A 12,903-nucleotide genomic window follows, 5' to 3' on the forward strand; every position below is an offset into this window, starting at 1 on the left:
ATGTCGACAACCGCCACCCGCAGCCGGGAGAACACGAAGGCGCGGCTGCTCGAGGCCGCCGCGCAGGTGTTCGCCGAGGTCGGCCTGGACGGGGCCTCGGTCGAGGCGGTCTGCGAGCGCGCCGGGTTCACGCGCGGGGCGTTCTACTCGAACTTCGACTCGAAGGACGAGCTGTTCCTGACCCTCGCGGCCGGGGTCGCCGACGCGAGGGTGGCAGCCGTGCGGACTCGCGTGGAGCAGATGCGGGCGGACGGCGAGCTCGCCGATGACTGCGACCCGAAGGATCTCGTCCAGCAGATCATGGAGCTCGGCAGCGACGACCGCCTGGGCGTGATGCTGATGAGCGAGATCCGGATCCGCGCCCTGCGCGACCCGCAGTTCGGCGAGGCCTACCTCACCCAGGAGCGCGAGATGGTGGCGAGCATCGCGCGCATCGTGGAGGACATCGTGGAGGCGGCGGGCACGCTGCGTCTCCGGCTGCCCGCGACCGATGCGGCGCGCATGCTCATGATCCTCTGGGAGGGCATGACGGTCCGCGGTGCCATGGCCGGTCGTGACGACGCGGCCCTGCGGCACTCCGGCGGCGAGGAGCTCGGGCGGCTCGTGGAACTCCTCGTCGAGTCCTAGGCGCTGCGGGCTGCGAGCAGCTCGTGGTGGCAGCGGGCCAGTCGGGCCAGCCACCACTCCCGACGCTCGTCCGCGGCGGCGAGACGGGTGAGCGCTGCCGGGTCGGGGGACAGGCGCCCCACCGGGATCTCTCCGTCCACGGGGCGGAGGTCGGCGACGTCGTCCTGGAACAGGGAGGCCGTGCCCAGACCGCAGTCGTAGTCGAGGGTGGGGAGCGCGGCGGCCAGCGCGGCCCCCTGCGACAGGCCGATCGCGGTGTCCAGGGCGCTGGAGACGACCGCCGGGAGGCCGGCCGCGGTGACGATCTGCAGGGCGTGGGTGAGGCCGCCCAGCGGCTGGGCCTTGATGACGACGATGTCCGCCGCGCCCGCGCGTGCGACGGCGAGGGGGTCGCCGGACTTCCGGATGCTCTCGTCCGCCGCGACCGGGATGCCCATGTAGGCGATGCGCCCGCGCAGCTCGACGAGCTCGGGCACCGACGCGCAGGGCTGCTCGACGTACTCCAGGTCGAAGGCGGCGAGGGCGTGCACGGCGTGCTCGGCCTCGTCGACGTTCCAGAGACCGTTCGCGTCGATCCGGATGCGACCCTCCGGTCCGAGCGCCTCGCGGACGGCCTGGACCCGGGCGACGTCGTCCGCCAGCACCTGTCCCGGCTCGGCGACCTTGACCTTCGCGGTCCGGCACCCCGAGAACCGCGCGAGGACCTCGGGCACGCGGGCGGCGTCGACGGCGGGCACGGTGGCGTTGACGCCGACCCGCTCCCGCAGCGGCGCGGGCTGCGGCGCGTAGGCGTAGTCGATCGCGGCGGCCAGCCAGGTCGCGGCCTCGGCATCGTCGTACTCGACGAACGGCGAGAACTCCGCCCAGCCCTCCGGCCCCTCGAACAGCAGGGCCTCCCGGGTGTCGACGCCGCGGAAGCGGGTCTGCATCGGCAGGGCAACGACGCGGGCGGAATCGAGGAGCTCCGTGACGGCGGGGATCATGACCCCATTGTGCGCCACGACCACCGTGATGATGCCGCACGCGGGTTTCGTCCCGATGGTTCGACGTCGCGCAACCAACAGATAGTGCAGTAAGCGTTGGTAAGCTTGGTGAATGGCAACAGAAGCTGCCCCTGCACCCATTGTGATTGAACCCGTCTCGCACGAGCCCTTCGAGTGGGTGCCGCGCGCCCCTGAGATGTTCTCCCGCGCCGAGGTGTCGCGCCAGACGGGTCGGTACGACGCCACCGTCACGGCGCCGATCGCTCAGTGGCATCCCCTGCTATCCGGTGAAGACTCGGCCGACGTCGAGGATGCCACCCGTCAACTGGTCGAGTTCGATCAGCACGCGCAGAAGAAGCTCGGTACGGACCACCCCGCTCTCGGCCCGATGACGGCGATACTGCTTCGCACAGAGTCGGCCTCGAGCTCGCAGATCGAGCAGCTGACGACCTCGGCGAAGCAGCTCGCCCTGGCCGAGATCGAAGAGGGCGACAAGGCGAACGCGCTGACAGTCATCGGCAACGTCCGCGCCATGGAAGCCGCGCTCCAGATGGCTGACGACATCAACGAGGACTCCATCCTCGCCATGCATCGCGCGCTGCTCACGCATCAGCGCGGTCTCGAGCACGAAGCCGGCCGCTACCGCCAGGAGCAGGTCTGGATCGGGACCGGGAACGCCGGCCCCCGCTTCGCGACGTTCGTCGCTCCACACCATGACCGCATCCCCGGTGCGATCGCGGATCTGGTCTCCTTCATCGACCGTGAAGACGTGTCGGTTCTGGTGCAGGTGGCCGTCGCACACGCCCAGTTCGAGACCATCCATCCGTTCGTCGACGGCAACGGTCGCGCCGGGCGCGCCCTGGCGCAGTCGATCCTGCGCAACAAGAAGCTCGTCGGGTCCACCGCGGTGCCGATCTCCGCGGGACTTCTCGTGGATACCGAGCGCTACTTCGCAGCCCTCGGAGCGTTCCGCGACGGCGACGCCGGCCCGATCGTCCGCGAGTTCGCGATGGCCAGCCGCATCGCTGCGAAGACGGGCACCTGGCTGGTCGATGGCCTGGTGGAGCAGCTCGACGAGTCGCGTCAGGAGATGAAGGGCATCCGTGCGGATGCCGCGGCGTGGAAGGTGCTCCCCTACCTCGTCGGCCAGCCCGCCGTGAACACGAAGTACCTCATGGCGGAGCTCGGTCTCGGAGAGATGGCGGCGCTGCGCGCGCTCGACGCGCTGACGGAGCGAGGAGTCCTGACCGAGACCTCGGGAAAGAGCCGAAACCGCGTCTGGCAGCACCGCGGCATCTTCGGCGTGCTCGACGCCTACGCCGCCGAGATCCGCCGCATGACCGTCCGCTGAATCGAGAGGCAGCGCTGAAGCTCGTCGACTACCCCGGTCGCGCAACAGGACCAGTGCACGCGGGCGCTCGGGGCGGGTGAAAGACGTGTCGCGCGATATGTGTCGTTGACAATGGTGTGTGACGCACACTACTGTGATCGACATGAACGAGACGCTCGACACGCATCTGCAGGAACTGCGCCGCGGCACCGTGGTGCTCGCCTGCCTGCAGCTGCTGCGCACGCCGGAGTACGGGTACGCGCTGCTCGAGCAACTCGAGAGCCGCGGGTTCGCCACCGACGCGAACACGCTCTATCCGCTGCTCCGCCGTCTGGAGAAGCAGGAGTACCTGACGAGCGAGTGGAACACCGACGAGGCCCGGCCCCGCAAGTTCTACCGCACCTCGGAGGCCGGGACCCGGCTAGCCGACACCCTCACCGACGAATGGCGCGCGCTCACCACCGCGATCGCCTCCCTCACCCCCGAGGAGAACTGACATGACCGCGAGCACCCTCACCGAGCGCTACATCAGCGCCACGATCCGCAGCCTCGCGCCGGAGGCGCAGAGCGAGGTCCGCGCCGAACTCGAAGCCGCCATCGCCGATGCCGTCGACGCGCGGCGGGAACAGGGCGAGAGCCAGGAGGAGGCGGAGCGCGCCGTCCTCACCGACCTCGGTGACCCGGGCATCCTCGCCGCCGGATACGCCGACCGCCCGCTGCACCTCATCGGCCCTCGGTACTACCTCACCTGGTGGCGGCTGCTGAAGCTGCTCCTGTTCATCGTGCCGCCGTTCGCCGCGGTGGGCGTCGCGATCGGGCAGCTGATCAACGGCGGCGGACCCGGTGAGGTCATCGGCGCGGTCGTCTCGGTCACGCTGTCGGTGATCGTGCACCTGTGCTTCTGGGTCACGCTCGTCTTCGTCGTGCTGGAGCGCACCGGCGCGGACACCGGCGTGCGATGGAACGTGGATCAGCTTCCGGAGCCGACGGAGCACGGGGCCGCCCGCGCCGACGTGATCGCCTCGCTCGTGTTCCTCCTCGCCGGCATCGGCGCGATCGTGTGGGACGCGACGCTCGGATTCTTCCCGACGGGCGGCGACTCCATCCCGATCTTGGCGCCCGCGCTCTGGCCGGTGGGCATCGGCATCCTCCTCGCGCTCATGATCGCGGAGGCCGTCCTGGCCGTCGCCGTGTACGCGCGTCGGCGGTGGACCGTCGCCGCCGCCGTCGTGAACACCGTCCTCGCCGTCGCCTTCGCGGTGTGGGCCCTCACCCTGCTCCTGCAGGGCGAGCTCCTCAACCCGGCCTTCCTGGAGTTCGTGTTCACGGACAACGGGGTGGATGCCGGCACGATGCGCGTGCTCACGGTGATCACCGGCATCGGCCTCGTGGCCTTCCCGGCCTGGGACATCGTCGACGGGTGGATGAAGACGGCGCGTGCCCGGGGAATAGGCTGAAGACCGTGACCGATGCCTTCGTCTCCGACCTGTTCGATCCCGCCGAGTGGGAGCTGGCGCCCGGCGCCGAGCACTACACCGACATCACGGCGCACGTGAGCCGCGACGGCGGGGTCGCCCGCATCGCCTTCCACCGGCCCGAGGTGCGCAACGCCTTCCGCCCGCACACGGTCGACGAGCTCTACCGGGCGCTCGACATCGCGCGACAGGACGCGCGGATCGGGGCGGTGCTGTTGACCGGCAACGGACCGAGCCCGAAGGACGGCGGGTGGGCGTTCTGCTCCGGAGGGGATCAGCGCATCCGCGGCCGGGACGGGTACAAATACTCGGACGCCGAGACCGCCGTCGTCAGCGGAGCGTCCGCGGCGGCTGTCGGGCGGCTGCACATCCTCGAGGTGCAGCGGCTCATCCGGTTCATGCCGAAGGTCGTCATCGCCGTGGTCCCGGGATGGGCGGCGGGTGGCGGGCACTCGCTGCACGTGGTGTGCGATCTGACCATCGCGTCGGCCGAGCACGCGCGCTTCAAGCAGACGGACGCCGACGTCGGCAGCTTCGATGCCGGGTACGGCTCCGCCTACATGGCTCGGCAGACGGGACAGAAGTTCGCGCGGGAGGTGTTCTTCCTCGCCGAGGAGTACTCGGCGCAGCGGGCCTACGAGGCGGGGGCCGTGAACCGCGTGGTGCCGCACGCCGAACTCGAGCGTGAGGCGCTGAAGATGGCGCGCACCGTGCTGACGAAGTCGCCGACGGCGATCCGGATGCTCAAGTTCGCCTTCAACGCCGTCGACGACGGGCTCGTGGGGCAGCAGGTGTTCGCGGGCGAGGCCACCCGTCTCGCCTACGGCACGGACGAGGCGGTGGAGGGGCGGGATTCGTTCCTCGAGAAGCGCGCCCCCGACTGGTCGTCCTTCCCCTGGCACTACTGAGCCGGAGAGACGATCGTGACCGCCCTCATCCCGACCGACGCGGAAGACACCGTGCTCCTGCGGGAGGCGCTGCTCCGAGCTCTCGACGAGGGACCGGCTCTCGGCTTCGGCATGCTCGCCGACGCTCCGGCGGAGGTGGACGACGGCATCGCCGCAGTGATCGCGACCTCCGGATCCAGCGGCGTCCCGAAGCGGGTGGCGCTGAGCGGCGAGGCACTGCGGGCGAGTGCGGAGGCCACCTGCGCCCGGATCGGCAGCGGTCGCTGGCTGCTCGCCCTGCCGGCCGGCTACGTCGCGGGGCTGCAGGTGATGGTGCGCTCGATCCTCGCGGGCACGGAGCCGACCCGGATCCAGGGACGGTTCACACCGCGGGCGTTCGCCGAGGCCACGCGGAGCATGCGGCACGCCACGACCGCGGGCGTCCTCCCCGCCCTGTACACCTCCCTCGTCCCGGCGCAGATCGCGACGCTGCTCGACGCGAGTGCCGAGCCGGGAGTGCTCGCGGCGCTGCAGGCGTATGAGGCCATCCTCGTCGGGGGCCAGGCGCTCCCGGAGCCGCTGCGGGAGCGGGCGGCCGACCTCGGGGTGCGTCTCGTCCGCACCTACGGCTCGACGGAGACCAGCGGCGGCTGCGTGTACGACGGCGTCCCGCTCGACACCGTGAACGTCCGGGCGGTCGACGGCGAGCTGCGGATCGCCGGCCCCATGCTCGCGGAGGGCTATCTGGGCGACCCGGCGCTGACCGCGCGCACCTTCGCGCGGGACGAGCACGGAATCCGCTGGTACCGGACGGGCGACCTCGGGCTCCTCGAGGACGGCGTGGTGCGCGTGCACGGTCGCGCGGACAACGTGATCGTGTCGGGCGGCATCAACATCTCGCTCGACCGGGTGGAGCGCATCGTCCGCGCTGTGCCCGGGCTGCATCAGGCCGTGGTCGTGGCTGTCGACGATGAGCGCTGGGGGGAGGCCTCGGTCATCGTCGCGGCGCGCGGCGAGGCCCTGCGGCGCAGCGAGTCCGAGCAGCTCGCCCAGGCCAGGGAGGCGGTGGCCGGCGAGATCGGCGTCCACGCGCGTCCGTCCCGCCTGATCCTCGTGGACGAACTCGACGTCCTCTCCTCCGGCAAGCCCGACCGCGAGGCGATCCGCCGCATGGTCTCCTCGCTCTAGACCGTCGACCCACCCCTTTCGCGCCGCCCCGGCCCTTTGCGGGCGTCCGGAAGGGGCCGGGACACACGGAAAGGGGTGGGTCGGCGGGAGTGCCAGACTGAGCGCATGGCCTCGTACACGCATGGACACCACGAATCCGTCCTCCGCTCGCACAGTGTGCGGGACATCGCGAACTCGGCGGCCTACCTTCGACCGCACCTCACGGCAGAGACCCGGCTCCTCGACGTGGGAGCGGGGCCCGGATCGATCACGGTGGACTTCGCGGGAGTGGTCGCGCACGTCACGGCGACCGAGATCGACGACGCCGCGCTGTCCCTCTCCCGCGACCTCGCCGCCGCGCGGGGAGTCGCGAACATCGCCTTCTCCGTCGAGGACGTGCACGCGCTGAGCTTCGCCGACGACTCCTTCGACGTCGTGCACGCGCACCAGGTGCTGCAGCACGTCGCCGATCCGGTGCAGGCGTTGCGGGAGATGCGCCGGGTCGCGAAGCCCGGGGGGCTCATCGCCGCCCGCGACGCCGACTACGCGGGCTTCCTGTGGTTCCCGGTGCTCCCGGAGCTCGACCGGTGGCTCGCGCTGTACCGCGCCGCGGCCCGGGCGAACGGCGGAGAGCCGGATGCCGGCCGCCGCCTCCTGGCCTGGGCACGCGCCGCGGGCTTCGAAGACGTCACGGCGACCGCGTCGACCTGGTGCTATGCGACGCCGTCCGAGCGCGCCTGGTGGGGCGGGATGTGGGCCGACCGCATCCTGGAGTCGGCGCTCGCCCGGCAGCTCGTGGACGAGGGGATGGCCTCCGCGGCCGACCTGCAGGAGATCAGCGACGCCTGGAAGCGCTGGGCCGACGACGGCGACGGCTGGTTCCTCGTGCCGCACGGGGAGATCCTCGCCCGCGCCTGACGGATACATCCCGCGACGGATGCCGCGCCCGAGTCGCTCGCGTAGCGTGGGGGAGTGATCCGTCCGCTGTCCCGTACCGGCCTCGTCCTCGACATCGTCGGGGCGGTGCTGCTGTTCGCGCTCCTCACGCCGCTCGGTGTCGTGTTCTATGCGCCCCAGCCGGACGTGGCCGGGTCCTCCGCGGTCAACGTCATCGGTCTGATCTCGTCGTCGGTGTTCCTGTTCGGCGGTGTCGCGATCGGACGTCTGGCCCCCGGCCTCGCGCTCGCCGCGGCCTGGGCCGGAGCCGTCGTGCAGATGCTCGCCGGGTTCGGGCCGCTGCCGACCGACTTCGCGATCCTCCTCGTGCTGTACGCGACCTCCGCGTGGGGCACCCGCCGCGTGCTCTGGTGGGGGTTCGGATCCGTGATCGTCGGCGGCATCGTCGCCTCGCTGTACATGGTCGTCGTCGGGGGCGTCATGTTCGGCTCCGGCAGCGGCTGGGAGCTCGTGACCGGAGGCACCCTGCTCGTCGCGGCCTCCATCATGGCGCTGGGGTTCGCGTGGGTGTGCGGCCTCCTCTGGCGGGTCGTGCTGCGCAACCGGCGCACGCGTTCGGCGCAGCTGCAGGCCGAGGCCCTGGCCGCCGAGGAGCAGGAACGGGTGCGCATCGCGCGGGACATGCATGACGTCGTGGCCCACTCGCTCGCGGTCGTCATCGCCCAGGCCGACGGTGCCCGCTATGCCGCGGCCGTGAAGCCGGAGATCGCGACGGAGGCCCTCGGCACGATCGCGCAGACCGCCCGCGGAGCACTGAGCGACGTGCGGATGCTCCTCACCCAGCTCCGTCATCGGCAGGGCGACGGTCCGCAGCCGACCCTCGCCGATCTCGAGACGCTGTTCGGCCAGGTGCGCCAGGCCGGCATCGAGCCGCGGGTCACGGTCGACCCGATGCCGCCGGGGGAGCCGCCGGGGGCCATCCAGCTCGCCGTCTACCGGATCCTCCAGGAGGCGCTGACGAACGCGATCCGCCACGGCGACGGCGCGGTGGACGTGCATCTCGCGTGGCTGCCCGATCGCGTCGACATCGAGGTCCGCAACACCGTCTCGCCGGAGTCGACGCCGGGGACCCCCGGGGGACACGGGCTCATCGGCATGCGCGAGCGGGCCCAGCTCGTGGGCGGTAGTCTGCAAGCCGAGCGCCGTGGTGCGCAGTTCGTCGTCCAGAGCAGCCTTCCGATCGGAGCCCCGCAGTGATCAGAGTCGTGCTGGTGGACGACCAGGCGCTGTTCCGGGCGGGTATCCGCATGCTCGTGGCCTCCCAGCCGGACCTCGAGGTCGTGGGGGAGGCGGGCAACGGGCGCGAGGCTCTCGACGTGATCGCCGCGACCCGGCCGGACGTGGTGCTCATGGACATCCGGATGCCGGTGATGGACGGGCTGACCGCGACCGCCGAGATCCTGTCCCGTCCGGAACCCCCGCGCATCGTGATGCTCACGACGTTCGACCTCGACGAGGCGGCGGCGCGGGCGATCCGGCAGGGGGCGAGCGGCTTCCTCCTCAAGGACGCCGATCCGGAGTTCCTGCTCGCCGCGATCCGGACCGTGCACGCGGGGTCGAGCGTGATCGCGGCCTCGGCGACCCGGGAGCTGTTCGAGCACTTCGCGGAGGCTCCGAAGCCCGTGCCGCCGCAGTACGCCGAGCTGACGGAGCGGGAGCGGGAGATCTTCGCGCTCGCCGCCCGGGGACTCTCGAACGCCGAGATCGCGGCGCGGGAGTTCCTCAGCGAGGCCACGGTGAAGACCCACATCAGCCGCATCCTCACGAAGCTCGCCCTCCGCGACCGCGTGCAGCTCGTCGTGTTCGCTTTCGAGCACGGCCTCGCCTGATCCCGACCCACCCCCTTCCGTCCGACCCGGCCCCTTGCGGCGGTCCGTAGAGGGGTGGGAGGAACGCAAGGGGGTGGGTCGGGAGGACGCGGGATCATCCTCCCGATGTAGCGGGATGCTCCGGGCGGGCGACGCGACGAGGCGGAGTGCGGAAATAGCGTCGTGGACATGGAGATCACGACCACCGACCTCGGGCTCGCCGCCCGCGTCCAGCACCTGAAGAAGACCTACGGCTCGGGCGAGGGCACCGTCCGCGCGCTCGACGACGTGAGCGTCGGCATCCGCCGCGGACAGTTCACCGCCATCATGGGTCCGTCCGGCTCGGGCAAGTCCACCCTCATGCACATCATGGCCGGCCTCGACAGCCCGACGGAGGGGCGGGCGTGGATCGGCGACACCGAGATCACGGGTCTCGGCGACCTCGACCTGACCATCCTGCGCCGCCGCCGGGTCGGGTTCATCTTCCAGGCGTTCAACCTCGTCCCCACGCTCGACGCCCTCGGCAACATCCTGCTGCCGTTCGAGCTGGACGGCCGCCGCCCCAGCGCCATCGAGCGGGCACGGATCGACGGTCTCATCGAGACGCTCGGCCTCGGCAAGCGCCTCGGTCACCGGCCGCACCAGCTCTCGGGAGGGCAGCAGCAGCGCGTCGCGATCGCCCGCGCCCTCGCCACCGCCCCCGACCTCGTGTTCGCGGACGAGCCCACGGGCAACCTCGACTCTCAGACCGGTCGAGAGGTGCTGCGCCTGCTCGCGGCCGCCAGCCGGGAGCACGGCCAGTCCATCGCGATGGTCACGCATGACGCGATCGCGGCGAGCCACGCCGACCGGGTGCTCTACCTCGGCGACGGCCGGATCGTGGCGGATCACCCGCGGCAGACCGCGGAGCAGATCTCGGCCTACATGCTCGCCGCGGAGGTGTCGGCATGACCGCGCTCGCCACGGTCGTCCCGGAGACGCGGACGACCGGACCCCGGCTGGCCTGGCTCCGCGACCGCGGCATGGGCGCGAGCGTCCTCGTCGCCGCGCTGTCGTCGGCGTTCGGCGTCTTCCTCGTCGAGATCACGGCCTACATCGGCGCCGTGCTCCAGGCCGATCCGTTCATCGGCGACAGCGGCACGCTCGCGGTCGTCGTCGCGATCCTGTCGGTGCTGCTCACCGCCGTCGCGATGTACGTGGCCGCGATCGTCACGGCGAACACCTTCTCGACGATCATCGCGGGGCGCACCCGGCAGATCGCGCTCATGCGTCTCATCGGGGCGACCGCGCGCTCGCAGCGGGCGCAGGTCGGCCGGCAGGGGCTCGTCGTCGGGCTCCTCGGCGCGGGGCTCGGCCTGCTCGCCGGACTCCTCCTCTCCGCGGCAGCCGTCCAGCTCGGCGGACAGCTCGTCGCCACCTCGCCGTCGTCCTTCTCGCTCGCCCAGCCCGCTCTCGCCCTCCCGGCGGTCGGCGTCGCGCTCACCACCTGGGCGGCCGCCTGGGTGGGTTCGCGTCGCGTGCTCGCGGTGACGCCGCTGCAGGCTCTGGGCGGCGCCGTCGAGCGCACCCGTGACGAGGTCTCGGGGCGCAAGGGTCGCCATGTCGGGGCCTGGGTGCTGCTGATCTCCGGCGCGGCTCTGCTCGCGGGCGGCGTCGTCCTCGGACTCGTCACACCGCTCGGTGTCGTGGTCGCATTCTTCGGCGGCATCCTCTCCTTCACCGGGCTCGCCCTGGGGTCCGTGCTGTTCATGCCGCCGGTGCTCCGGCTCGTGGGGCGCCTGTTCGGTTCGAGCGCGACCGCACGCCTCGCGGCCGAGAACGCCCTGCGCTACCCGGAGCGGTCGTCGCGGATGGCCATCGGCGTCGTGATGGGCGTGACCCTGGTGACCATGTTCGCGGTGGCGCTGGAGTCGTCGAAGCGCCTGATGACCAGCCAGACCACGGAGGAGATCCCGGCGGAGTTCTTCGCGCCGTACGACGCCTTCGCGGCCATCATGATGGTGCTCGTCGCGGTGTCGGCCGTGATCGCGGCCGTCGGCCTCGTCAACCTCCTCACCATCGGCGTCGTGCAGCGGCGCCGCGAGCTCGGACTGCTGCGCTCGATCGGTCTGTCCAACCGCCAGGTGCGCCGCATGGTGTTGCTGGAGGCGACGCACATCACGGTGGCGGCGACCCTCACCGGTCTCGTGCTCGGGGTGCTCTACGGGTGGATCGCTGCCCAGTCGCTGCTCGGCTCCGTTCCGGTCCTGCCGGAGTTCACGCCCGCCGGTCTGATCGCCCCGCAGGTGCCGTGGCTTCCCGTGGCGATCATCGTCGCCGCGACCGCGCTGCTCACGCTCGTGGCCGCCGCGACGCCGACCCGGCTGGCGACCAGGGTGGCTCCGGTCGAGGCACTCGCGGCGGACTGACGGCTCTAGGCTGGACGGATGCCGTCGCCGTTCGATCAGTCCCCGTATCAGGTCCGACTCGACTGGGGGATGTCCGGGCTCGCCCGCCTCGCCCCGGCCGACGTCGTCGTGGTGATCGACGTCCTCCGGTTCTCCTCGACGGTCGCCGATGCGGTGGCCGCGGGAGCGGAGGTCGAGCTGGCCGGAGCGCTCGACTGGTCGCGGAACGGGGCGGCGGTGGCAGCCGCCGCCCCGACCGGGGCCACGGTCCTGCTGGGCTCGATCCGCAACGCCGGTGCCGTGGCCAGGGCCGTGCAGGTGGAGCAGGAACGCCGCCAGGGCCGCACCTCGGTGGCGCTCGTCCCGGCCGGCGAGCTCGATGCCGCGGGGGAGCTGCGCGTCGCCGTGGAGGACCAGCTCGGGGCCGGAGCGATCGCGGCGGCGCTCACCGATCTCGGCATCGACCACACGGCCCCGGACGCCGCCGTGGCCGCAGAGGGCTTCCGCGCGCTGCGGCGTGCACTGAAGCACCTGATCGGGGCGACGGGCTCCGGACGCGAGCTGCAGGCCGGGGTCTCCGCGACCGATCGCATCCGGGCCGCCGGACTGGTGCCGACCAGCACCGCGGACGCCGCCGTCCTGGACGCGGTGGACGCCGTCCCCGTTCTGCGCGACGGGCGGTTCACGCGCTTCGAGTGAGCACGCGATCCGCGTAGGGTCGAGGAATGAGGTTCCTCCCCGCTCTCCTCGTCGACGCCGTCCTCGTCCTCGTCTTCGCCGCCATCGGTCGCGCCTCCCACCAGGAGGACCCGGCAGGGTTCCTCCTCACGGCGTGGCCGTTCCTCGTGGCCCTGCTGCTGGGGCACGCCGCTGCGCTGCTGCTCCCCGCACGGCCGCGGCGGCCGTGGTCGCTGCCGTGGGGCGCGGTGGTGTGGGTGGTGACGGTCGTCGTCGGCATGCTGCTGCGTCTGCTCAGCGGAGACACCGCGGAGGTGCCCTTCGTCATCGTGGCGACGCTCGTGCTTGGCGTGTTCCTGCTCGGCTGGCGGGGTCTCACCGCGCTCGTTCGTCGACGCCGCCGTCACCACGAGACCGCAGCCGAGTCGGAGTCCGGGCTGACCCCGTCGACCGAACCCGCGGCACATCGCGACGCGGCCGCCGGTCAGGCACCCTCGGACGCGGAGGAGGACGCCGCGCCTGCTGCGGAGGACGCCGGGCCGGCCGAGGAGGACGCCTCCGCGTCCGAAGAGCAGCCGCGCTCCGGCGGTTCAGCGGTCTGAGC

General features: G+C 71.9%; 14 protein-coding genes. 13 read left to right on the forward strand and 1 reads right to left on the reverse strand.

Annotated elements, in window-relative coordinates; translation table 11 throughout:
- Window positions 1–627, forward strand: a complete 627-nt coding sequence (locus CJ226_RS00880; RefSeq protein WP_062635712.1) for a TetR/AcrR family transcriptional regulator — start codon at window positions 1–3, stop codon at window positions 625–627.
- Here CJ226_RS00880 and CJ226_RS00885 read toward each other — a convergent pair.
- Complete coding sequence (locus CJ226_RS00885) at window positions 624–1,610, reverse strand: o-succinylbenzoate synthase (RefSeq protein WP_062636066.1); 987 nt, start codon at window positions 1,608–1,610, stop codon at window positions 624–626. The genes CJ226_RS00880 and CJ226_RS00885 overlap by 4 nt on opposite strands.
- A 112-nt stretch (window positions 1,611–1,722) precedes the next feature.
- Here CJ226_RS00885 and CJ226_RS00890 point away from each other — a divergent pair, with 112 nt between their 5' ends.
- From CJ226_RS00890 to CJ226_RS18565, 12 genes are all read left to right on the forward strand, one after another.
- A complete protein-coding gene (locus tag CJ226_RS00890; RefSeq protein ID WP_102208054.1) occupies window positions 1,723–2,961 on the forward strand; it encodes a Fic family protein in 1,239 nt (412 codons plus the stop codon).
- 142 nt (window positions 2,962–3,103) lie between these two features.
- Window positions 3,104–3,436, forward strand: a complete 333-nt coding sequence (locus CJ226_RS00895) for a PadR family transcriptional regulator (RefSeq protein WP_029989612.1) — start codon at window positions 3,104–3,106, stop codon at window positions 3,434–3,436.
- Window position 3,437: 1 nt separating this feature from the next.
- On the forward strand, window positions 3,438–4,397 hold the full coding sequence (locus CJ226_RS00900; RefSeq protein WP_062635717.1) for a permease prefix domain 1-containing protein: 960 nt from the start codon (window positions 3,438–3,440) through the stop codon (window positions 4,395–4,397).
- Window positions 4,398–4,402: 5 nt separating this feature from the next.
- Entirely contained in the window at window positions 4,403–5,323 is a 921-nt protein-coding gene (locus tag CJ226_RS00905; protein ID WP_102208055.1) for a 1,4-dihydroxy-2-naphthoyl-CoA synthase, read from the forward strand.
- A 15-nt stretch (window positions 5,324–5,338) separates the two neighbouring features.
- Window positions 5,339–6,490 (forward strand): AMP-binding protein, encoded by a 1,152-nt coding sequence (locus CJ226_RS00910; RefSeq protein ID WP_180964502.1) that lies wholly within the window; start codon window positions 5,339–5,341, stop codon window positions 6,488–6,490.
- A gap of 105 nt (window positions 6,491–6,595) precedes the next feature.
- Complete coding sequence (locus CJ226_RS00915; protein ID WP_102208056.1) at window positions 6,596–7,387, forward strand: class I SAM-dependent methyltransferase; 792 nt, start codon at window positions 6,596–6,598, stop codon at window positions 7,385–7,387.
- Window positions 7,388–7,441: 54 nt separating this feature from the next.
- Window positions 7,442–8,623, forward strand: coding sequence for a sensor histidine kinase (locus tag CJ226_RS00920; protein WP_102208057.1), 1,182 nt, complete (start codon window positions 7,442–7,444; stop codon window positions 8,621–8,623).
- Window positions 8,620–9,255, forward strand: a complete 636-nt coding sequence (locus CJ226_RS00925; RefSeq protein WP_102208058.1) for a response regulator transcription factor — start codon at window positions 8,620–8,622, stop codon at window positions 9,253–9,255. The genes CJ226_RS00920 and CJ226_RS00925 overlap by 4 nt, the downstream gene beginning before the upstream one ends.
- Window positions 9,256–9,423: 168 nt before the next feature.
- The gene (locus CJ226_RS00930) at window positions 9,424–10,185 is read left to right on the forward strand and encodes an ABC transporter ATP-binding protein (protein WP_025104429.1); all 762 of its coding nucleotides are present in this window, start codon (window positions 9,424–9,426) and stop codon (window positions 10,183–10,185) included.
- Window positions 10,182–11,642: an ABC transporter permease gene (locus tag CJ226_RS00935; RefSeq protein ID WP_102208059.1), complete on the forward strand. Its 1,461-nt coding sequence runs from the start codon at window positions 10,182–10,184 to the stop codon at window positions 11,640–11,642. The genes CJ226_RS00930 and CJ226_RS00935 overlap by 4 nt, the downstream gene beginning before the upstream one ends.
- 18 nt (window positions 11,643–11,660) lie before the next feature.
- Entirely contained in the window at window positions 11,661–12,320 is a 660-nt protein-coding gene (locus CJ226_RS00940) for a 2-phosphosulfolactate phosphatase (RefSeq protein ID WP_062635727.1), read from the forward strand.
- 26 nt (window positions 12,321–12,346) lie between these two features.
- Window positions 12,347–12,901, forward strand: coding sequence for a DUF3054 domain-containing protein (locus CJ226_RS18565; protein WP_082802908.1), 555 nt, complete (start codon window positions 12,347–12,349; stop codon window positions 12,899–12,901).
- The last annotated feature ends 2 nt before the right edge of the window (window positions 12,902–12,903 follow it).

Source organism: Microbacterium sp. UMB0228, from assembly GCF_002871415.1.
GTDB lineage: Bacteria > Actinomycetota > Actinomycetes > Actinomycetales > Microbacteriaceae > Microbacterium.